The following is a 20,615-nucleotide window of genomic DNA, read 5'->3' as shown; positions in this document are numbered from 1 at the left end:
CCAGGTACTGCGCCTCGTTCACAAGCGCCGAGGCCGCAACCTCCGCAGACGGAGGATATACCCCATCAACCTTCTCGAGCATTCGTCTCTCCCGTTTGCCGGGCCCGCTCCCGCCGGACCCCGTGACCTGCCCGGCGCGGGACGGTCGGTCCTTGCCGGTGATGGCCGGACGGTCGGGGCTGAACGTCTGATTTGCAATGCGGCAATTGCGGAAAACCCCGCCCGGCAGCCCCGTTTCTGACCAAAGTACGAGACGCCGCAGCATGATTTCCGGCATGCCGGTCAGGAAAGGTGACCAAATCAAATTGCGGTTCCGCTATCCATCGGGGTAGATGCTGCGCTAGGGTTGCGGGCGCGGAGCGGCCGGAGCCGGCGGGCGCAATCCAGGGAGGGAGCACATGCCGCGCAGCGCATTGACCGGCACGCGGATCCGCGAGCGGCGCACGCTTCTGGGGCTGAAGCAGGCCGAGCTGGCGCGCGCGGTGGAGATCTCTCCGTCCTACCTGAACCTGATCGAGCACAACCGCCGCCGGATCGCCGGAAAGCTGCTCGGCGAGATCGCCCGCGAGCTGCATGTCGAGGTGGCGCAGCTGACCCGCGGGGCCGAAGCGGAACTGCTCGACCAGCTGGGACAGGCAGCGGCCGACCTGCCGCAGGCGGGGGCCGAACTGGAGCGCAGCGACGAATTCGTCGGCCGCTTCCCCGGCTGGGCGGCGCTGGTGCAGGCGCAGCACCGCCGGATGCAGGAACTTCAGGACCGGATCGAGGGCCTGAGCGACCGGCTGAGCCACGATCCGCGGCTCAGCTCGGCGATGCACGAGGTGCTGTCCAAGGCGACGGCGATCCGTTCGGCGGCATCGATCCTGGTGGAGACCGAGGATATCGACGAGGCCTGGCGGCGGCGCTTCCACCGCAACCTGCATGGCGACAGCCTGGCGCTGGCGGAAAGCGCGCAGGCGCTGACCAGCTTCCTCGACAGCGAGGACGAGGCGCGGACCGAGGCGGGCACGCCCTGGGAGGAGCTCGAGCTGTTCCTGGAAAGCCAGCGCTTCCATTTTCCCGCGCTCGAGGAAGGCGGCCAGCCGGGGGCCGTGCTGGAGGAGGCGACCGAGCTGACCCCGCCTGCGCAGGATCTGGCGCGGCACTATCTGGAGCGCTACCGGCGCGAGGCGGCGATGATGCCGCTGGACCACGTGGTCGCCGCTCTGGAGGCGGGACTGCCCGATCCGGCCCGGCTGGCAGCGGAGACCGGGCTGCCGGTGGCGACCGTGCTGCGCCGTCTCGCCTCCGCGCCGCAGCTGCCGGGGCAGGATCCGGTGGGGCTGGTCTTCTGCGACGGCACCGGCCAGGTCGCGATGCGCAAGCCCACCAGCGGTTTCCTGGTGCCGCGCACGGGCCATGCCTGCCCGCTCTGGCCGGTCTACGAGGCGCTGGCGAGCCCGGGCCGCCCGGTGGCGCGGCGGCTCGCGCACAGCTCAACCGCGGGCATGCCGGTGCAGGCCTATGCGGTCGCCGAGCCGCGCTGGCCCTTCGGATCGGACGGTCCCTGCCTCAGCGAGGCCTGGATGGTGCTGCTGCCGCAGCAGGAGGATCCGAAGGCCTCCGTGCTGCCCGTGGGAAGCGCCTGCCGGGTCTGCGTGCTGGCGGATTGCCCGGCGCGTCAGGAGCCCTCGGTGATGGCATCGGGGCTTTGACACGGATCTTTGACAGGGGTCTGCAAAGGGGGGATAAGTTGCAGATAACAAGAACGGACCTGCCCGCGGAGGAGCGAGGATGGGACGACACGTATTGCTGATCGAAGACGAGCCGAACATTACGGAGGCAATGAGATTCATCTTGGCCCGCGACGGCTGGACGGTCTCCAGCCATGCCGACGGCGCGACCGCGGTGAATGCCGTGTCGCGCGCCAAGCCCGACGTGGTGGTGCTCGACGTCATGCTGCCCGGGAGGAGCGGCTACGACATCCTGCGCGACCTGCGCGCCAACCCCGATACCGAGGGCCTGCCGGTCATGATGCTGACCGCGCGGGGCCAGGTGCGGGACCGCGAGCGGGCCGAGAGCTTCGGGGTCAGCCATTTCATGACCAAGCCCTTCTCGAACCGCGAGGTGCTGGACACGCTCAACAGCCTCCTGGGGCCATGAGCACGCCGCGGCTGCCCCTGTTCCTGGAGCGCCAGTCCTACCGGCGGCGGCGGCTGGTGGATGCCTCGCGGGCGATCCCGGTCTTCGGGATCATCCTGTTCTTCGTGCCGCTGCTCTGGCAGCAGCCGGAGCCGGGGGAGGCTCCCGGGCTGGCGCAGCGCGGCATCTACCTGTTCCTCGCCTGGGGGCTGCTGGTGGCGGTGACGGCGGTGATCTCGATCCGGCTGCAAACGCGGCTGCACGAAGGCGCGCGGCAGAACGGTCCGGCGGAGGGGACGGATGTCCTTTGACCTGCTGGTCTCGGTGTCGCTGGTCTATGTGGGGCTGCTCTTCCTGATCGCCTACTGGGCGGAGCGGCGGGCGCTGCGCGGCGGGGTGCGCTGGCTGCGCTCGCCGCTGGTCTACACGCTGTCGCTGTCGATCTACTGCACCGCCTGGACCTTCTACGGCGCGGTCGGCTACGCCAGCCGCTCGGGCCTCGAATTCCTGACGATCTACATCGGCCCGACGCTGATCCTGATCGGCTGGTGGTGGTGCCTGAGGAAGCTGGTGCGGATCGGCCGGTCGCAGCGGATCACGTCCATCGCCGACCTGATTTCGTCGCGCTACGGCAAGTCGGCGCTGCTGGGCGGCATGGTGACGGTGATCGCGGTGGTCGGCACGACGCCCTACCTGGCGCTGCAGCTGCAATCGGTGACGCTGAGCTTCGGGGTCTTTGCCGAGGGCACGCCGGGCAGCTTCCCGGTCCCGGACCAGCGCGCCACGGCGATCTGGGTCGCGGGCGGCATGGCGGTCTTCGCCATCCTGTTCGGAACGCGCAATGTCGACGCGAACGAGCGCCATCACGGCGTGGTCACCGCCATCGCGCTGGAAGCGCTGGTCAAGCTCTTCGCGCTGCTTGCCGTCGGCTCGTTCATCGTCTGGGGCGTGGCGGGCGGCATCGGCGAAGTGGCGGCGCGCATCAACGCCTCGCCGCTGGCGCAGATCCCGCTGGACCGCAGCCGATGGCTGGCGCTGATCTTCGTCTCGGGCGCGGCGATCCTGGTGCTGCCGCGCATGTTCCAGGTGCTGGTCGTGGAGAACGAGGACGAACGCCACCTCGCGACCGCGTCCTGGGCCTTTCCGCTCTATCTCGCGGCGATGAGCGTCTTCGTCATCCCGATCGCCGCCGTCGGCATGTCCGAGCTGCCCTCCTGGGCCAATCCGGACCTCTTCGTGCTGACCCTGCCCTTGGCACATGGCCACGAGATGCTGGCGCTGCTGGCCTTTCTCGGGGGCTTCTCTTCAGCGACCTCGATGGTGATCGTCGCGGCGATCGCGCTGGCGACGATGATCTCGAACCACATCGTTCTGCCGCTCTGGCTGTCCCTGCGTGCCGAGGCGCCGGGTAACCTGCGCGCGGTGCTGCTGACCTCGCGTCGGCTCTCCATCGCGGGCGTGCTGGCCTTGGGCTATGTCTACTATGTCTGGTCGGGCGGCGGGCGCGAGCTGGCGGCGATCGGCTTCGTCAGCTTCACCGGCGTGGTGCAGGTCATGCCCGCAGCGGTCGGCGGCATCTTCTGGCGCGGCGCCACGCGGATCGGCGCCGCAATCGGCGTCAGCCTGGGCGCGGCGGTCTGGGCCTACACGCTGTTCCTGCCGAGCTTCGGCCATGGCGTCATCCTGCCTGAATCCGTGTTCGCCGAGGGGCCATTCGGCATCGGCTGGCTCAAGCCCTACGCCCTCTTCGGCATCGAGGGGCTGGATCCGGTCGTGCATTCGGTGATCTGGTCGATGGCGATCAACTGCGCGGCGTTCCTCGTCGGCTCCATCGCCAGCTTTCCGACGCCGCTGGAACGGCTGCAGGGCGCCCAATTCGTCAATGTCTTCGACTACTCCCGCGGGCCGCGCGGCTGGAGCCAGTCGAAGGCCGAGGCCGAGGACCTGCTGATCATGGCGCAGCGCATCCTCGGGCCGCGCGAGGCGCAGGATCTCTTCGCGGCAGAGGCGCGGATCCAGGGGAAGGCCGGGTTCCTGCCCGACACCACGCCGGAATTCCTCGACCGGCTGGAGCGCGAGCTGGCGGGCTCGGTGGGCGCGGCCACGGCCCATGCGATGATCGGCCAGATCGCCATCGGTACCACCGTCTCGGTCGAGGACCTGATGGCGGTGGCCGACGAGGCGGCGCAGATCATGGAGCACTCGATCCAGCTGAAGGCGAAGTCCGAGGAGCTGTCGCGCACGGCCCGGCAGCTGCGCGAGGCGAATCAGAAGCTGACCGAGCTTTCGGTGCAGAAGGATTCGTTCCTCGGACAGATCAGCCACGAACTCCGCACGCCGATGACCTCGATTCGCGCCTTTTCCGAGATCCTGATGGACGGCGAGGGCATGCAGGCGGAGGAGCGCCAGCGCTTTGCCGCGATCATCCATGACGAGGCCCAGCGGCTCACCCGGCTGCTCGACGCACTGCTCGACCTCAACGTTCTGGAGCATGGCCAGGTCTCGCTCAACCGCGACACGGTGCGGCTGCGCGACGTGATCACGCGGGCGCTGGCGGCGACGAGTTCGATCAATCCCGAGCGTGGACTTGCGGTACGGCGCGACACGCTGGACGAGGATATCTTGGTCCATACCGACACCGACCGGCTGGCCCAGGTCTTCATCAACATCATCGCAAATGCGCGCAAATACTGCGATGCAGCGGAGCCGCAGCTGAGAATCCTGGTCCAGAGCCGGGGCGGCACGGTCTCGGTGGATTTCGTCGACAACGGCAGCGGCATCCCGGTCCATAGCCAGAGCGTGATCTTCGAGAAGTTCTGCCGCCTCTCCGACCAGTCGGCGGCGGGCAGCGCGGGGCTGGGCCTGGCGATCTGCCGCGAGATCATGCAGAAGCTCGGCGGGTCGATCACCTATCTTCCGGGGCAGGGCGGCGGCGCTTTCCGGGTGACATTGCCGGTGCAGAGCGCCGAAAAGGCGGCGTGAATCAATTTCCCGGCTTCAAGCTTTGGTAACTGCGTTCGGGGCAGGTTGCAGCAACCAGCAACCAGCCGCAGCAGATGACGAACGAGAAGCACGCCGCCATTATCCACAGCATGACCCGTGCCGGACGGCCGCCGCCGGAATTCGGCGAGGTCAGCCCGGCCAAGGCATTGCGCCTGGCGCTGGCCAAGGCCGGGCAGGAAGTCCTGGGCCAGGTGGTGACGGGCTCCGGCATCGAGGAGATGAAGCTTTCGGTCGCGAAGATCGCCGAAAGCCTGCCCGAAGGCGCGCTGGTCGTCGAGCTGGACGGACCGCGGGGCTGCCGCGGGCTGCTGGCGCTCGACAGGGGGCTGGTCTGCGCTATCACCGAGTCGCTGACCACCGGGCGCATATCCGCCGGCGACCTGCCCGACCGTTCGCCGAGCCGGACCGATGCGCTGCTGAGCCGGAAGTTCCTGGTGATGGTGCTGACGGTCTTCGCCGCGCGGCTGGTTGGCCATCCCGCGGCCGAATGGGCCACCGGTTTCGTGCCGGACGATCCGGTCGAGGATCTCCGGCGCCTGCCGGTGACGATGGAGGACGTGCCCTACCGGATGCTAAGGATGGAGATCGACTTCGCGCTCGGCGCGCGGCTCGGCCCGATCTGCATCGTGCTGCCCTGGGACGGGACCGATGCCATGCCGCCCCCTCCCGAAGCGCTGCCGCCGCCGGAAGAGGTCGATGCCGAATGGCAGCGGAACATCGAAGGCGCCGTGATGGGGGTGCGCATGGAGCTGCGGGCCGTGCTGGGCCGCAAGACCATGAGCATCAGCGACTTGCGCGCGCTGGCCCCGGATGACGTCATCAGGCTGCCGACCGCGGCGATCGAGGCGACAGAGTTGGTCGCCCCGGACGGGCATGTGCTGTTCACGGGGAAGCTGGGCGATCTCAACGGCTACAAGGCGGTGAAGATCGGCAGGATCATGTTCGGCGAAGGCGATGGTGAGGATGGTGGCGGCGGCTCCGCCGCGGAGGAGCAGCTGGATCTGTCCGGGTTGGTCGATGCAATGGCGGATGCGCCGCCCAGCGACCTGTCGCTGCCCTCTTTCGAGGATGAACCCGATCCCGAGCTGCCGCCGCTCGACCTGGATGCGCTTGAAGCAGGGGAAGGCCTGCCCGATCTTGGCGGAGGGGAATTCCCCGCAATGGATCTGAGCGGCCTCAACATGGATGATCTGGACGATCTGCCGGAGACCATCGACTGATCTCCGGACTGGCCAGTCCGGGCGGCCGGGCGCCCGGATCGGGGTCAGCCGCGACCCGACGCGGCTTCGAGATAGGGGCGCAGCCCGCTGAGGTCGTAGCCAGCCTTCTGGGTCGCCGCCAGGATCTCCGCCACCGGCATGTCGGCTGCCATGGACAGGGCCCAGGCAACCGAAGAGCGGTTGCCGGAACGGCAATAGGCGAAGACCGGGCCGCCGGCGGAGGCGATCGCCTCGCGCTGGACCGGAACGGCGGTTTCGCCGAGCGTTCCGCCTTCGATCGGGTTGTCGATGAAGGTCATGCCTGCGGCTTCGACCACCGGGCGAATCGACTTCGCCTGGTAGATCGGGGGGATCTCGTGATCGGGACGGTTGCAGATGACCGTCGTGAACCCGGCCGCTTTCAGGGCGGCCACGTCCTCGATCGTGATCTGCGGCGACACGGCGTATTCGGGCGTGAGATAGGCAATCTGCATGCCGTCTGCTTTAACCCTTCGCAGGCGCAGCGTCCAGCCTGCGGCGTGCCCATGGTGTCACAGCCATTCCCGCGACCATGGCAATCACGAAGACCCAGACGCCGGGGTTGCCGTAGCCGATCGACGCCATTGCCGGACCCGGGCAGAGCCCCGCGAGACCCCAGCCGGCGCCGAAGAGCGCGGAGCCGAGGATCAGGTTGCGGTCGATCACCTGTTCGGGCTTCGACGGGAAGCTGCCGCCGAGCGCCGGCTTGCGGCCTTCGGCATAGCGCCAGGCAAAGAACATCGGCACGATGGCGCCGCCCAGCACGAAGGCCAAGGTCGGGTCCCAATCGCCGAGGAAGTCGAGCCAGCCCTGCACCTTGGCCGGGTTGGTCATGCCGGAAATCATCAGGCCGAGGCCGAACAGGCCGCCGGAGGCCGCGGAAAATGCCAGACGCTTCATCACACCACTCCCAGGATATGCCGGAACACAAAGAGACTGACGGCGCCCGCCGCCAGGTAGGCCACCGTTGCCGCGATGCCGCGGATCGAGAGCCGCGAGATGCCGCAGACGCCGTGGCCGGAGGTGCAGCCGTTGGCCAGCCGCGTGCCGATGCCGACAAGAAGCCCGGCCGCGGCCAGCACGGCGACATTGCCGGTCATCTCGGTCTCCGGGGCGCCGCCGCGCAGCAGCACGACGATCAGCGGCAGTCCGACCAGGCCGCCGAGGAAGGCGAGGCGCTCGCCCAGGTTGCCGCGGCCCGATCCGTCGACCACGCCGCCAAGGAGGCCGCTCGCCCCCATGATCCGGCCGTTGGCCAGCAGGAACAGCGCCGCCGCTCCGCCGATCATCAGGCCGCCGATCAGCCCGTATACCCAGTCAAGATACATCACTCGTTCCCATTCTCTGTGGATTTGCATCACATAAGGTAAGTGGAATATATATTCAATGCGGTTTGAGTTGATCCCGCGCAAGGCGGGGGGGTTTGGGAACCGCTAGACATGTGTCACGCTGTCCTCGGGACGACCGGATCGGAAGAATCCGGCACTGCCGCGGGCCGGGCAGCCGCGGCGGGGACCTGCTTCGGACAAATCACGATAGGGGGACGACCATGACGCTAGCTCCGACCGATCTGCACCGCAGGCTGGATGAACTGCGCGAAGCCGCGCGCGCCGGAGGCACCGATCCGCGCCGCCTCTTCGACGAGGTGCAGGACCTGATCACCGGGCTGGAGGCCAAGTTCGTGCCGGTGCCGGCCGACCTGCGCGAGATCGAGGCCGATCTGGAGGCCGACATCCTCGAAGATTTCTACGACAACCTTCCGGTGTGACATGGCGGCCCGGGCCGCGCAGGCGTTCCGGGCTTTCCTTCGGGCGGGCGGGGCGCTAGAGCGGGGCCATGCTGAAGACCCGTGTCATTCCCTGCCTGGACGTGAAGGACGGCCGCGTCGTCAAGGGCGTCAACTTCGTCGACCTGATCGATGCCGGCGACCCCGTCGAGGCCGCTCGCGCCTATGACGCCGCGGGCGCCGACGAGCTGTGCTTCCTCGACATCAACGCCACCCACGAGAACCGCGGGACGATGTACGATCTCGCCACCCGCACCGCGGAGCAGTGCTTCATGCCGCTGACCATCGGCGGCGGGGTGCGCACCCATGAAGACGTCCGCGCGCTGCTGCTCGCGGGCGCCGACAAGGTCAGCTTCAATTCGGCGGCCGTGGCCAATCCGGATGTCGTGGCCGAGGCTGCGCTGCGCTTCGGCAGCCAGTGCATCGTCGTGGCGATCGACGCCAAGACGGTGGAACCTGGCCGCTGGGAGATCTTCACCCATGGCGGGCGCCGTCCGACCGGCATCGACGCGGTCGAATTCGCGCACACCGTGGTGGAGAAGGGTGCGGGCGAGATCCTGCTGACCTCGATGGACCGCGACGGCACGCGCTCGGGCTTCAATCTGGAGCTGACCCGCGCGATTTCGGATGCGGTGCCGGTTCCGGTGATCGCTTCGGGCGGCGTCGGCACGCTCGACCATCTGGTCGAAGGCGTCACCAAGGGCGGGGCCAGCGCGGTGCTGGCTGCCTCGATCTTCCATTTCGGCGAATTCACCATCGGCGAGGCCAAGGCGCACATGGCCGCGGCCGGCATTCCCGTGAGGCTGTCATGAGCGTTCTCGAAGACCTGGCTGCGACCATCGCCGCGCGCAAGGGTGCCGATCCGGACAGTTCCTGGACGGCAAAGCTGTTTGCCAAGGGGCCGGAGAAATGCGCCGAGAAATTCGGCGAGGAGGCGGTCGAAGCGATCATCGCCGCAGCCAAGAACGACCGGGAGAACCTGGTCTACGAAGCCGCCGACGTGCTCTACCACCTGCTGGTGATGCTGGAAGCGCGCGACGTGAAGCTGGCGGAAGTGCTGGACGAGCTCGCGCGCCGCCAGGGCATGTCGGGCATCGCCGAGAAGGCGTCGCGGAGCTAGACCGCCAGCCCCAGCCGCGGGATTTCGAGCTTGGGGCAGCGGTCCTGCACCACGTCGATTCCGCGTGCGGTCGCCATCTGGGCGGTCGCCTCGTCGCGCAGCCCGAGCTGCAGCCAGATCGTCCGGAGATGCGGCAGCGCGAACAGCGCCTCGTCCACCACGTCGGGCACATGCTCGATGCGTCGGAACACGTCGACCATGTCCACCGGCACGTCCGGTGGGATGTCGGAGAGGGTCGCATAGATCGGCTGGCCGAGGAAATCCTGTCCCGCCAGTCCCGGGTTCACCGGCACCACGCGCTTGCCCTGGCTGACCAGGAATTGCGATACGTAATGGCTGGGACGGTCCGGGTTGGCGGAGAAGCCGACGCAGGCGATGACCTGGGTGCGGCGGAGAATCTCGGCAATCTGGTCATCATCTTCGATCATGGCGAAGGCTTATGCGCTAACGGCGCCGGAGGCGAGGGGCGGCGGCCGGGTTGCGGCAATCCGTCGTGCAAAAAAAGGCCCGGGGCGAACCCCGGGCGGCAAGTGCGGAACGAGGGACAGTGAAGTCGCGGCAGAGTTCCGATCGACCGCGCTTGTCCTAGAGATAGGGACTCCGCGGCCCGTGCACAGGGGGCGCTCGCCTGAATGTGAAGTTGCGCCGCCTTGCTCTAGTCGAAAAGGTCGAAAAGCGCGCCCGCGGCCTTGCGGACGAGCCGCTTCTGCAGCTTGCGCGTCCGCTTGCGCTGCTTCTTCGCGGCCTTGGCCGCGTCCGGCGCCGGCAGGCGGTGGGGCGGCGGCTTCGGCCGTTTCGGCGGCAGCCCGCCATGGGAGCGGGGCAGCGCCTTGAGATCGGCCAGAGGCGCGCCGCAGCCGCTGCAGGCCAGCTCGTGCCGCGCCTCTCCGGCGAGGACGAGCGCCTGCTGGCGGCCGCAATAGCAGCAGCTGGCGATCCGTGGCGCGGTCACCCGCGGGCGGCCATCGCGTAGAGCCCGACCGCGGCCGCGTTCGACACGTTGAGCGAGCCGAACTCGCCCGCGAAGGGCACCCGCGCCATCATCTGGCAGGTCTCCTTGGTGCGGTCGCGCAGCCCCGGGCCTTCGGCGCCCAGCACCAGCACCACCGGCTGGCCCGCGCATTCCGCGGCGGCCTCGGCCAGGGTGTGCGACGCCTCGCCGTCGAGCCCGACCACGCGGTAGCCCATGCCGATCAGCGTCTCGAGCGTGTCGGACAGGTTCTTCACCCGCAGGTAGGGCTGGCGTTCGAGCGCGCCGCAGGCGGTCTTGGCCAGGGCGCCGGTCTCGGGCGCAGAATGGCGCGACGGCGCGATCACCGCGCGCGCGCCGAACACTTCGGCGGACCGCAGGATGGCCCCCACGTTATGCGGGTCGGTCACCCGGTCCAGCGCGACGACCAGCGGCGGCTGGCCGCCCAGGCGGCAGACCTCCTCGACCGCGCCCCAGTTCAGCGGCTTCACTTCGACGGCCGCGCCCTGGTGCACGGAGCCGGGATCGAGCGGCACCGGAAACTTGCGCGGATCGGCGATCTCGGGCTCCAGACCGGCGCCGGGCAGGGCGTCCTCCAGCCGGTCGGCGGCATTCTTCGTCAGCACGAGGCGCAGCTTCTCGCGCATCGGGTTGGCCAGCGCATCGCGCACGGCATGGATGCCGAACATCCAGAAGGTTTCGGCGGCTGCGGCGCGGCGCGACCGCTCTTTTTCGATCACCCATTGGGGCTTTTTCATCGCGGAACTCCCGGCTCTGCGGCTTTCGGCACAGATGCGGGAGAGGGGATGCAAGGGCAAGCAATTTTCCCGAAAATTCCTGCTTGACCCCCCCCGCCGCTATATGTAGATCACGCCCCACGTCAGGGCGACGAGCTGCAAGGTGCGGCAGCGGACTGTAACTCCGCCGGGGAGACCCATGCCTGGTTCGATTCCAGGGTCGCCCACCACTTCCCCTCCGGGAGGTGGCGGGATCGGGGCCACAAGCACCCGGCGTCCCGGCCAGAATAGACCACCGTACATGGGAATCAACAGGTTTTCCTGATATCGTCGCAGCCGTCGCGGCCATGTCCCGCATGCGCCGCAGTTTCCCCGTGACGGAGTGCTGCCCATGTCCCTGCTTGCCGACCTGACCTCCACGCTGTTCGACCGCCGATATCTCCGGGTCCGCAGGGAAAAGCGCAACGGCCGGTCGGTCGAGGACCTGTGCAACGACCTGCTGACCTCGCGCGGCGAGGTGTCCGGCGTGGCGCTGGCCTCCACCGTTCTCGACGCCTATGCCGCGCTCGACCGGGAGGGGCGGCTGAAATTCTTCCGCTTTCTCGCGACCGAACTCGACCTGGACACCGCGGCGCTCGGCGATGCCGCGGCCGCCTATGCGGCCAGCCATGATCCGGGCGACTACAAGCGGCTGATGGCGCTGGCCGAGCCGAAGCGGCAGGAGCTGGCGCGTCGGATGAACCAGGTGCCCGGCGCGACGCGGCAGCTGGTGCAGATGCGGTGCGACCTGATGGACGAACTGTCGGCGGCGCCCGAGCTGGCGCGGCTCGACATGGATTTCCGCCATCTCTTCAAGTCCTGGTTCAACCGCGGCTTCCTGGTGCTCCGGCCGATCAACTGGGAGAGCCCGGCGCTTATCCTCGAGAAGATCATCGCCTACGAGGCGGTCCATGCGATCGGCAGCTGGGACGACCTGCGCCGTCGGCTGCAGCCCTCGGACCGGCGCTGCTTCGCCTTCTTCCACCCGGCGATGCCGGACGAGCCGCTGATTTTCGTCGAAGTCGCGCTGACCAAGGGCGTGCCCGGCTCGATCCAGAAGCTGCTCAGCGAGGACCGCGGCGCGCATATCGACGCGTCCGAGGCCGACACGGCGGTATTCTACTCGATTTCCAACTGCCAGAAAGGGCTGGCCGGGATCAGCTTCGGCAATTCGCTGATCAAGCAGGTGGCCGAGGATCTGGGCCGCGACCTGCCGGGGCTGAAGACCTTCGTCACGCTCTCGCCGATCCCGACGCTGATGAAATGGATCAGGGCCGAGGGGCGGGAGGCCGAGGCCGCGACGCCCGAGGGGCTGCGGCGGCTGGCGGCGCTCTATCTCTCCGAGGCCAAGCGCCCCAACGGCCAGCCGATGGACCCGGTGGCGCGCTTCCATCTGGGCAACGGCGCGATCCTGCACGAGGTCCATGCCGGGGCGGACACGTCCGGCAACGGCATGGCGCAATCCGGCGGCGCGATGGTCAACTATCTCTATGACCTGTCGAAAGTCGCGCGGAACCACCAGGCCTTCGCCGAGGGCGAGAAGGTGGCGGCCTCGGGACAGATCGCGGCTCTGGTCAAGCAGGCCCAGTCGCAGGCGCCGAAAGCGGCCTGACCGGCCGTAGCCTTGACTTTGCGTCAGGCCTGCGGTTTGGCGGAAGCATGAAACTTGCCATCTTCGCCATTTCTGCCGCGCTGGGGCTGCTCTCCGGTGCGGCCTCCGCCCAGGTCTCCGATCCCGCCGAACCGACCCTGCCGCTCTGGGAGCTTGGCCTTGGCGGGGTGGGGCGCGTCTCCACCGACTATCCCGGCGCGGACAGCTACAACCTGCGCTTCAACCCGGTGCCCTACGTGAAGTACCGCGGCCGCTTCGTCGAGCTGGGCGGCGACGAGGCGCTGCGGCTGATCCCGATCCGCACCGAACGGTTCGAGCTGGGATTCGGCCTCGACAGCTCGGCACGGGTGGCCAACCGGGTGACGGCGGTCGGCAATGTCGTGCCGGATGTCGACGCGCTGGCAGAATTCGGACCGGAATTCATCTGGCGGGCGGTGGAGCCGGGCGGCCTGGCGGGCGGGCGCCTGCCTGGGCAGCTGGAACTGGTCCTGCAGACCCGCGGCGTGTTCTCCGTGAACGGTCTCACCGATATCGGCTACGAGGGATCGCTGGTGCGCCCCGCGGTCCGCTACCGCCAGTTCGGCATGCTGCGTCCGGGCAGCCGCATCCAGGTCGGCATCGGCCCGCTCTTCGTCACCGAAGGCGTGCAGGAGGAGTATTACGAGGTGGCTGCCAGCGACGGAGAGCCGGGCTACGACGCCTCGGGCGGCTATCTCGGCACCGAGGCCCGCGCGGCGATCCGCTTTCCGCTGACCGAACGGATCACGCTGTTCGGCGGCATGACGGCGACCTGGCTGGGCGGCTCGGTGAACCATGGCAGCCCGCTGATGAAATCCGACTGGGACGGCGCGGCCTATTTCGGCGTGACCTACTCGATCTTCCAGAGCAAGCGCCGCACGACCCGCGACCGCTGATCCCGGGCCGCCTCAGCCGCGGGCCATGGAACTTCGGGGGCGGCCCTGCGTTTGCCTGTTACCCAAGGCGTTCCAGCGTGCCGCTGACGCACCCGCCGCTGCCCGCAGCCCGTGAGTTCCGCGCAGCCGTATGTTCCTCGTCCAAAGTGAACCTGTCCCCAGTTGACGCTGAAACGCCCAAAGAACGGAGACACGCCATGAAATACGGATGGAGACTTCTGCTCATTCCGCTCTGGGCGCTCTGCATTGCCGGAGCGGCCCTGACCGCCTTCCTTGCGGCGGGCTGGATCGGCTGGCCGGCCTTCGCGCTCGCCGCGGTGCTCGGCCTGGTGCTCGGGATCCCGGGCGGACTGTGGAACACCCGCAAGGTCCGGCGGGACGACCCTGCCTGGCCCTGAGCCGACATGGAGATGTCCGCTGCGCTGCGCCCCTGCCTGAGCGGGAGCGCAGCCGCGCCTAGCCTGCGAGACGGCGGGCGATTTCCTCGGCGAGCTGCTCGATCGCCAGCCCGTGGGCGCGGGCCACGTCCGACGTGCCGGGATTCTCGGGCAGCGGAACGGCGATGTCGAACCGGCCGCCGCGGTCGCGCAGCCCGCTGCCGACCGGCGAGATCGCGTAGCTTCCTTCCAGCCGCACGCCGCCGGTCTCCGAGGCGAGGAAGCGTTCCACCACCACCTTGACCGAGGCGCCGGGCAGGTCGGCGAAGGGCCAGGGTTCGGCCGCGACCCGCGCGCCGGTGATGGCGGCCAGGTTGCGCGCCAGCGCAAGCGTCGCGCCGCGCTCCGGCGTGTCGGCCCAGACCTCGTTGGGATTGGCCGTCACCGAGCCGTCGGCCTGCTGGATCGCGATCCCGTCGGCGGCCGAGGCGTATTGCGGCAGCGACACGTCGCGCACCTCCACCGAACTCACCATCGGGCGCAGGCGCAGGTCCGAGGTCGGCGCGTCGAGCAGGAACTGCGTCGGCGGCGAGGTGCAGGCGGCGGTGCCGAGGGCCAGCAGGAGCGGCAGGAAGGTCAGTCTTTTCATGGGTCAGCGCCCCCGTATCAGCGCGGAAGGATTGCGTTCGATGGTCCGGGCGAGCGATGTCACCGCCTTTGCCGCCTCGCGCATGTCGTTGATGGCGGCGAGCGTCTGCGCGTTGAAGCGCGAGCGGTCGCCATAGGTGTTCAGAAGGCCCTCGCCGGTCGAGACGAGCGTGTTCAGCCGCGCCGTCAGCTCGGGCAGGGTGGCCGCCGCTGCCGACAGCGCGTCGGCGGCCTCGGCCGCCGATTGCAGCGTGGCGTTGACGTTCTCCACCGTGCCGCCCTCGCGCAGCTCGGTCAGGCTGCGGGTCAGCTCGTCCAGGGTGCCGTTGAGCGAGCCGGGCAGCGCCATGGTCTCGGGCTGCGACAGGAAGCTGTCGGTCGTTGCCAGGAGCGCGTCGGCATTTGCGACCAGCTCCTCGACGGGCAGCGAGTCGGCCTTGGCCACCAGGTCGGAGATCTGGTCGCGCAGCTCGGGCAGGCCCTGGGCGGTGCCCTCGATCGAGGCAGTGATCGCGTCGAGCCGCTCCAGAGCCGAGACCAGCGAGGCGATTCCGTCGGAGCTGTTCACCTGGTCGATCACCTGGCGCAGGCTCTCCACCGTGGCCGAAAGCTCGCCGGGCAGGGCCTGCACGCCCTCTGAGGCGATCAGCCCGCTGGCATCGGCCAGCGCCTTGTTGAACGTGCCGGGCAGGGCCTGTGTTTCGGGCGAGGCGGCCAGCGCGGCCAGCGACTCGGCGGTGGTCGTGGCCGACTCGATCAGCGGCTGCAGCGCCAGCGCCTGGGCCTTGGCCAGAACGTCGGCGATCTGGCTGCGCAGCTCGGGCAGCCCGTCCGCGGTCTCGGCGATCGATGCGGTGATGCCGTCGAGCCGGTCGAGCGCGCTCACCACGTCGTCCACCGCCCCGGAATCGCGCACGCCCGCCAGGATGTCGGTCGCGGCCTTGACCGCGGCATCGGCCTGGCCGGGAAGGCTCTGGATGCCGTCGGAGGCCAGCAGCGCCTGCGCCTCGCCCAGCACCGCGCGCAGGTCCCCCGGAAGTGCCTGGGCGTCCGGCGAGGCGGCCACCGCCTGAACGGCGTCGAGCGTCTCCTGCGCGCTGTCCACCAGCCCCTGCAGCTGCAGCTGGGCCACGGTGTCGGTCACGCCTTTCGCCGATTCCATCAGCGGGGCGAGCTGCGCGGCGGCCGCGTCGAGCTCGGCCAGCATCGAGTCGATCTTCTGCAGGTTCTCGCCGCTGCCGACCTGCGAGATCACCTGCCGGAGGTCGGCCACCGCGGCCGAGACATCGGCCATCAGCGGCTCCACCTCGAAGGCATCGACCTTCTCCTGCGCGCTTCCCAGAACGCCGACCACGGCCTTGGGCACGTCCTGGATGCCGGGCGAGCTGATCAGCGCGTTGGCGCTGTCGATCAGGCTGATGACGCTGGACATCAGGTCCTCGACCGGCAGCGCGGCGATGCGGTCGGCGATGCCCTGGGCGGAGGCGTTGAGATTGGTCACGTCGACCGGGACCGACGGGATGACCGGATAGCCCTCGGCCGGGATCGCCATTTCGGCCGGGGGGGCGTCGGACTGGCCCGCGAGCACGATCTTCAGCCCGCCGGAGAACAGGCTCTCGACCGTCAGCTCGGCGCGCAGCCCGTCGCGGACCTCGCCCTCGATGTAATGGCGCACGTCCGTCTCGTCGGCATCTTCCTGGAGGCCCAGCGGCTGGGCGCGCAGGCCGATTTCCACCTTCAGCCGGGGTTCCGTCCCGTCGGTGTCGTCGGCGACGTTGTTCATGGCCAGCACCTGGCCGACCTTGACCCCGGACATCTCCACCGGCGCGCCCAGTTCGAGTCCGCCGAGCGCGCCCTCGAAGACGATCGAGAAGATGGTCTCGTCGGTGCGCTCCTCGGCGCCGACGCTGTTGCGGGCGGTGTCCTCGTCGGAATAGACGGTGAAGGACGCATCCTCCCCGACCGGGCTGCCGGGAAGGCCGACCGTGCCGAAGGTGACGCCGCCCTCGATCAGCGAGGCTATGTTGCCGACATCGAGCCTCAGCCCGGTGGGCCCGACATTGACCGAGAAGCCGCCGACCGACCAGAAGCGGGAATTCGAGGTGACAAGCTTGTCGTAGGGCGCGCGGATGAAGGCATGGGCGGTCACGCCCGAACCGTCATCGGCCAGCTTGGGCTCGTCCAGCTCGCCCACGGTCACGCCGCGGAACACCACCGGCGCGCCGGTCTGGATGCGCCCGCCCTGCAGCGCCTTGAGCGTGATCACCGTGCCGTCCTGGCCGCTGCGCATCAAGGGCGGCGTGTCGCTGCCGGTGAAGTGCCGCTCCGGCGTGCCGGGACTGGCGTCCCAGCTGCCCTCGATGAAGATGCCCGACAGCACCGTGTCGAGCCCCGAGACGCCGCGCGCGGTCACCTGCGGCTGCACGATCCAGAATTTCGCATCCGAGTCGACGAAGCGGGCGACCGACTTGTCCAGCCGGATATGCGCGATCACCGCCGTCAGGTCGTCGCTGAAGGTCAGGTTCTCGACCGTGCCGACGGTCAGCGAGCGGTATTTCAGCTGCGTCGAGCCGGCAACCAGCCCGCTGGCCTGCGTGAAGGAAACCTCGATCAGCGGGCCGCGCGAGGAGTAGCTCTGCCAGGCGATGAACAGCGCGATCGCGACTGCGGCCAGCGGCACGACCCAGACCACCGAGAACCGGAAGCCGCGGCGGCCCTTCGGGTCGCTGATCTCCATGCCGGGAATGTCGTCATTCATGTAGGGGCTCGCTCGCGTCGTAGATGAGGCGCGGATCCAGCGACTGGGCGGAGAGCATCGTGAAGCCGACCGAGGCCGCGAAGCTGATCGCGGCCAGGCCGGGATGGATGCTGACCACCACGGAGAACTGGACCAGGGCCGAAAGGATGGCGACCACGAAGACGTCGATCATCGACCAGCGGCCGATGAATTCGACGACGTCGTGGACGCGGTGAAGCTGGTGCGCGGAGACCGATCCGCGCGGGCGGCGGATCGCGGTGGCGATCCAGGCGATGGCCATGAACTTGGCGATCGGGATGCAGACCGAGGCGAAGAACACCACGATGGCGACGAAATACGCATGGTGGTGCAGCAGCTCGACGACGCCGCCCAGGATGGTCGAGGCGGTGTCGCTGCCCAGCATGCTGGTCTTCATCATCGGAAACAGGTTTGCCGGGATGTAGGCGATGATGCCGGCCGTCCACCAGGCCCAGACCTTCTGCAGGCTCTGCGGCACGCGGCTGGAGAGATGCCCGCCGCAGAAGCCGCAGGAATGGCTGCCCGCGGGCCAGACATGCGCGCAGTGGCGGCAGGCGACCAGGCCTGCGGCGCGGGCGGTCAGGCGGATCTCAGGATGTGCCAAATCGTTCTCTCGCAGGTGACGGCATCCTTGGCGGCCAGCAGGATCGCCACGGCGGCGAAGGCCCAGAAGGCCGGGCCGAAGCTGATCGTGGCGAGGTCGGCGACCTTCACCATGGCGACGGCGACGCCGACCATGAAGATCTCGGCCATCGACCAGGGGCGCAGGTCGACATTCAGCCGGAAGGCGGTGCGTGCGCCGGGCCAGGGCCGCAGCCCGAAGAACAGCGGCAGGGTGACGTAGATCAGCAGGCAGAGCCGCAAGCTGGGCAGCAGCAGGATCAAAAGGGCGATTGCAAGGCTCAGCGGCGCCATGTCGTCGACGGCGAAGCTCTTCACCGCGTCGATCACCGAGGCCTTCGCGGTCAGCCCGTTGGCGGTCATCGACAGGAAGGGAAAGTCGAGCGCGATCGCCATCAGCGCCAGGGCCGCGATGGCCAGCGCCAGCACCGTGCTGATCGCGCCGGGGCGCGGCGCGAAGATCACCGTCCCGCAGCGCGTGCAGGCCGCGGTCTGCCGCGGCGCCGGCTGCTCGAAACGGTAGAGCGTGTCGCAGGTCGGGCAGGCGACCAGGCGGGATGGATCGGGACGGGAGATGCTCATGCCCTACAATCGTCAAAGCCGGGAGCGGCTGTCAAAGGCATATAGTCCGGATTTTCCCGATCGCCGCTTGCCGGCGGGCCTGCGGTGACATTCCGCCGCGTCCTGTTGCGTTTCCGCGACGCGGCCGGCATGGCCGCGGCTCAGGCCTTCGGCGCGTCCTTCCAGCGGCCGCTTTCCAGCCCGTCCAGCGTCCAGGCGCCGACGCGGGCGCGGATCAGGCGCAGCGTCGGGTGGCCGACCGCCGCCGTCATCCTCCGGACCTGGCGGTTGCGGCCCTCGGTGATGGTCAGCTCCACCCAGCTGTCCGGCACCGACTTGCGGTAGCGCACCGGCGGGTCGCGCGGCCACAGCGACTCGGGTTCCGGGATCAGCCGCGCCCTGGCCTGGCGGGTCAGCCCGTCCTTCAGCGCCACGCCGTCGCACAGGGCGCGGATCGCGGCTTCGTCCGGAATGCCCTCGACCTGCGCCCAGTAGGTCTTGGCGGTCCTGTGCTTGGGATGGGCCAGCCGCGCCTGCAGCCTGCCGTCATCGGTCAGCACCAGCAGCCCCTCGCTGTCCTTGTCCAGCCGCCCCGCCGCATAGACGCCGGGCAGGTCGATGAAGGCCGACAGGGTCGGGGAGGGCGAGGAGGCGGTGGAGCTGTCGGTGAACTGCGACAGCACGCCGAAGGGCTTGTTGAAGAGGATGGTGCGGGCCATGCGCCGCTGTACCAGCCCCGCCGATCGGGCACAATCGGCGGGGCCGCGCGCTCAGTCGTCGCCCAGAAGCGTCGGCCCGGCGTCGCGGGGAATGGTTTCGGCAAGCCGTGCCGGATCGGGCCGCTCGTAGGGATAGGGCGGCTCCCAGCCGGCCCCGGCTTCCAGCGGCTTTTCGGGATTGGCCGCGTTGTAGAGCGCCACCAGGTCCACTGCCTTGCCGTTGACAAGCGATCCGCGGTCCTCGATCCGCTCGCCGCGGTACTGCTTGATGATCTTCGACGGGTCGATCCCCTCGGGCAGCACGAAGGCATTGGCCTCGCTCAGTGCGCGCCCCTCCTTGCCCGCGCCGAGCGCGTAGTCGAAGGCGTAGGGCCCCTCGGCGGAGGGCATGTAGAGATTGCCCAGCACATGGACTTCGCCGTAGCGGACCCGCGGCAGGCGCTGCTTGACGTTCTCGTAGAAATTCCCGGCCAGCGTGACCTTCAGGCGGCCCATGTCTTCCGTGCGCTTGTCGGAGGAGCCGATGATATGGGTCTTGTCGTGGTCGAAGAAATGGTTGGCCGAGAGGGTGACGAGGCTGGCGCCGGTCTTGATGTCGATCAGCCCGTCATGGTGCTGGTGGACGCGGCCGAAGACCGGCGGGACGGAATCGTCGGGACGGTCGCCGTCGGAGAAGCTGCAATGGTCGACCCAGATGCGCTCTGCATCCGCCTCGATGGCGATCAGGTCGTATTCCGCGTTCCAGTTGCCCTTGCTGCCGTCGGTCGCATCCCATTGCGGGAAATAGTCCCAGCTGTCCTCGAAGGCGATGTTGCGGATGATCACGTTGCTGGACCCCTTCAGCAGCAGCGTGCCGCCCGCGATCGTTGCGCCTGGCAGGCCGACCAGCGTCTTGTTCGACCCGACACGGATCATTGCATGCGCTTTCTGCGCCTGTTCGGAGCGTTCCCGGGCCTCTTCCAGCGGACCCTCCGGCTCCTTCTCGCGGCCGTAGGTCTCCGGGTCGTAGGCGGCGATATAGGCGGCCTCGTCATAGCCGGGATCGGCGAAGGCCTCCGGCCCCTGCGGCCGTCCCTCCGCATCGGCGGTCAGGTCGATCCGCCCCGAGAGGAAGATCACCGCCGGGACGTCATCCGCGCCGTTCGACAGGTTGTCGCCGCCGAGCGCGGCGACCAGCCCGGCGCGGCTGGAGACGATGACCGGCTCCGCTCTGGCACCGCCGGTGGTGCCGCCTTCCAGCGTTGCCCAGCCCAGCGGCGCGGCCTCGCGCGCGAGGGCCAGAGCCGCATCGGGCAGCGGGTCCCCGGCCAGGGCGGGCAAGGCTGCGGCCGTGGCCATTAGGGTGATGAGAGCGCGTGACATCCGGTCCTCCC

At 68.9% G+C, this 20,615-nt stretch carries 23 protein-coding genes and 1 tRNA gene; 12 read left to right on the top strand and 12 right to left on the bottom strand.

Annotation, left to right across the window (positions count from 1 at the left end):
• The first annotated feature begins 398 nt into the window (after positions 1–398).
• The 5 genes from HCC78_RS21860 (at position 399) to HCC78_RS21840 (ending at position 6,344) form a co-directional block, all read left to right on the top strand.
• Entirely contained in the window at positions 399–1,694 is a 1,296-nt protein-coding gene (locus tag HCC78_RS21860; RefSeq protein ID WP_172330917.1) for a helix-turn-helix transcriptional regulator, read from the top strand.
• Between the two features lie 79 nt (positions 1,695–1,773).
• Positions 1,774–2,142, top strand: a complete 369-nt coding sequence (locus HCC78_RS21855) for a response regulator transcription factor (RefSeq protein WP_172330916.1) — start codon at positions 1,774–1,776, stop codon at positions 2,140–2,142.
• Positions 2,139–2,432, top strand: a complete 294-nt coding sequence (locus HCC78_RS21850; protein WP_216671256.1) for a hypothetical protein — start codon at positions 2,139–2,141, stop codon at positions 2,430–2,432. The genes HCC78_RS21855 and HCC78_RS21850 overlap by 4 nt, the downstream gene beginning before the upstream one ends.
• Positions 2,422–5,103, top strand: coding sequence for an ATP-binding protein (locus HCC78_RS21845; protein WP_172330915.1), 2,682 nt, complete (start codon positions 2,422–2,424; stop codon positions 5,101–5,103). Before HCC78_RS21850 ends, HCC78_RS21845 begins: the two co-directional genes overlap by 11 nt.
• 74 nt (positions 5,104–5,177) lie before the next feature.
• Entirely contained in the window at positions 5,178–6,344 is a 1,167-nt protein-coding gene (locus tag HCC78_RS21840) for a FliM/FliN family flagellar motor C-terminal domain-containing protein (RefSeq protein WP_172330914.1), read from the top strand.
• Between the two features lie 44 nt (positions 6,345–6,388).
• On the opposite strand, the gene HCC78_RS21835 is transcribed toward HCC78_RS21840, so the two are convergent.
• The 3 genes from HCC78_RS21835 to HCC78_RS21825 are packed head-to-tail and all read right to left on the bottom strand — an operon-like array spanning position 6,389 to position 7,690.
• The gene (locus tag HCC78_RS21835) at positions 6,389–6,817 is read right to left on the bottom strand and encodes a TIGR01244 family sulfur transferase (RefSeq protein ID WP_172330913.1); all 429 of its coding nucleotides are present in this window, start codon (positions 6,815–6,817) and stop codon (positions 6,389–6,391) included.
• Positions 6,818–6,827: 10 nt separating this feature from the next.
• Entirely contained in the window at positions 6,828–7,262 is a 435-nt protein-coding gene (locus HCC78_RS21830) for a YeeE/YedE family protein (RefSeq protein WP_172330912.1), read from the bottom strand.
• Positions 7,262–7,690: a YeeE/YedE family protein gene (locus HCC78_RS21825; protein WP_172330911.1), complete on the bottom strand. Its 429-nt coding sequence runs from the start codon at positions 7,688–7,690 to the stop codon at positions 7,262–7,264. Before HCC78_RS21825 ends, HCC78_RS21830 begins: the two co-directional genes overlap by 1 nt.
• Before the next feature lie 221 nt (positions 7,691–7,911).
• Between HCC78_RS21825 and HCC78_RS21820 the strand changes: the two genes are divergently transcribed.
• The 3 genes from HCC78_RS21820 (at position 7,912) to HCC78_RS21810 (ending at position 9,268) form a co-directional block, all read left to right on the top strand.
• Complete coding sequence (locus HCC78_RS21820) at positions 7,912–8,130, top strand: hypothetical protein (protein WP_172330910.1); 219 nt, start codon at positions 7,912–7,914, stop codon at positions 8,128–8,130.
• Positions 8,131–8,198: 68 nt separating this feature from the next.
• Positions 8,199–8,960, top strand: a complete 762-nt coding sequence (gene hisF / locus HCC78_RS21815; RefSeq protein ID WP_172330909.1) for an imidazole glycerol phosphate synthase subunit HisF — start codon at positions 8,199–8,201, stop codon at positions 8,958–8,960.
• On the top strand, positions 8,957–9,268 hold the full coding sequence (locus HCC78_RS21810) for a phosphoribosyl-ATP diphosphatase (protein ID WP_172330908.1): 312 nt from the start codon (positions 8,957–8,959) through the stop codon (positions 9,266–9,268). The genes hisF and HCC78_RS21810 overlap by 4 nt, the downstream gene beginning before the upstream one ends.
• Here the strand turns inward: HCC78_RS21810 and HCC78_RS21805 are convergent.
• The 3 genes from HCC78_RS21805 to rlmB all read right to left on the bottom strand — a co-directional run bounded on the left by HCC78_RS21805 (position 9,265) and on the right by rlmB (position 10,996).
• Positions 9,265–9,696 carry a CoA-binding protein gene (locus tag HCC78_RS21805; protein WP_172330907.1) on the bottom strand — a complete coding sequence of 144 codons (432 nt, stop codon included), beginning with the start codon at positions 9,694–9,696 and terminating at the stop codon, positions 9,265–9,267. The genes HCC78_RS21810 and HCC78_RS21805 overlap by 4 nt on opposite strands.
• A 227-nt stretch (positions 9,697–9,923) precedes the next feature.
• A complete protein-coding gene (locus HCC78_RS21800; RefSeq protein WP_172330906.1) occupies positions 9,924–10,220 on the bottom strand; it encodes a hypothetical protein in 297 nt (98 codons plus the stop codon).
• Positions 10,217–10,996 (bottom strand): 23S rRNA (guanosine(2251)-2'-O)-methyltransferase RlmB, encoded by a 780-nt coding sequence (gene rlmB / locus HCC78_RS21795; RefSeq protein WP_172330905.1) that lies wholly within the window; start codon positions 10,994–10,996, stop codon positions 10,217–10,219. The genes HCC78_RS21800 and rlmB overlap by 4 nt, the downstream gene beginning before the upstream one ends.
• Before the next feature lie 125 nt (positions 10,997–11,121).
• On the opposite strand from rlmB, the gene HCC78_RS21790 reads away from it, so the two are divergent.
• The 4 genes from HCC78_RS21790 to HCC78_RS21775 all read left to right on the top strand — a co-directional run bounded on the left by HCC78_RS21790 (position 11,122) and on the right by HCC78_RS21775 (position 13,938).
• A tRNA-Tyr gene (locus tag HCC78_RS21790) sits at positions 11,122–11,205 on the top strand.
• 161 nt (positions 11,206–11,366) lie between these two features.
• Positions 11,367–12,626 carry a malonyl-CoA decarboxylase domain-containing protein gene (locus HCC78_RS21785; protein ID WP_172330904.1) on the top strand — a complete coding sequence of 420 codons (1,260 nt, stop codon included), beginning with the start codon at positions 11,367–11,369 and terminating at the stop codon, positions 12,624–12,626.
• A 47-nt stretch (positions 12,627–12,673) separates the two neighbouring features.
• Positions 12,674–13,540 (top strand): MipA/OmpV family protein, encoded by an 867-nt coding sequence (locus tag HCC78_RS21780; RefSeq protein WP_172330903.1) that lies wholly within the window; start codon positions 12,674–12,676, stop codon positions 13,538–13,540.
• Positions 13,541–13,737: 197 nt separating this feature from the next.
• Complete coding sequence (locus tag HCC78_RS21775) at positions 13,738–13,938, top strand: hypothetical protein (protein ID WP_172330902.1); 201 nt, start codon at positions 13,738–13,740, stop codon at positions 13,936–13,938.
• 58 nt (positions 13,939–13,996) lie between these two features.
• Here the strand turns inward: HCC78_RS21775 and HCC78_RS21770 are convergent, their stop codons facing one another.
• The 6 genes from HCC78_RS21770 to HCC78_RS21745 form a co-directional block, all read right to left on the bottom strand.
• The gene (locus HCC78_RS21770) at positions 13,997–14,566 is read right to left on the bottom strand and encodes a membrane integrity-associated transporter subunit PqiC (protein WP_172330901.1); all 570 of its coding nucleotides are present in this window, start codon (positions 14,564–14,566) and stop codon (positions 13,997–13,999) included.
• Between the two features lie 3 nt (positions 14,567–14,569).
• Positions 14,570–17,323, bottom strand: coding sequence for a PqiB family protein (locus tag HCC78_RS21765; protein WP_172330900.1), 2,754 nt, complete (start codon positions 17,321–17,323; stop codon positions 14,570–14,572).
• Positions 17,316–17,945: a paraquat-inducible protein A gene (locus HCC78_RS21760; protein WP_172330899.1), complete on the bottom strand. Its 630-nt coding sequence runs from the start codon at positions 17,943–17,945 to the stop codon at positions 17,316–17,318. The genes HCC78_RS21765 and HCC78_RS21760 overlap by 8 nt, the downstream gene beginning before the upstream one ends.
• Positions 17,921–18,544, bottom strand: a complete 624-nt coding sequence (locus HCC78_RS21755) for a paraquat-inducible protein A (RefSeq protein ID WP_172330898.1) — start codon at positions 18,542–18,544, stop codon at positions 17,921–17,923. Before HCC78_RS21755 ends, HCC78_RS21760 begins: the two co-directional genes overlap by 25 nt.
• A 140-nt stretch (positions 18,545–18,684) precedes the next feature.
• Positions 18,685–19,242 (bottom strand): pseudouridine synthase, encoded by a 558-nt coding sequence (locus tag HCC78_RS21750; protein WP_172330897.1) that lies wholly within the window; start codon positions 19,240–19,242, stop codon positions 18,685–18,687.
• Positions 19,243–19,293: 51 nt separating this feature from the next.
• Positions 19,294–20,604 carry a polysaccharide lyase family 1 protein gene (locus HCC78_RS21745; RefSeq protein WP_172330896.1) on the bottom strand — a complete coding sequence of 437 codons (1,311 nt, stop codon included), beginning with the start codon at positions 20,602–20,604 and terminating at the stop codon, positions 19,294–19,296.
• Positions 20,605–20,615 lie beyond the last annotated feature (11 nt).

Origin of the sequence: Mangrovicoccus sp. HB161399, from assembly GCF_013184745.1 — a bacterium.
GTDB lineage: Bacteria > Pseudomonadota > Alphaproteobacteria > Rhodobacterales > Rhodobacteraceae > Mangrovicoccus.
This window is presented reverse-complemented; position numbering and strand designations above follow the sequence as displayed.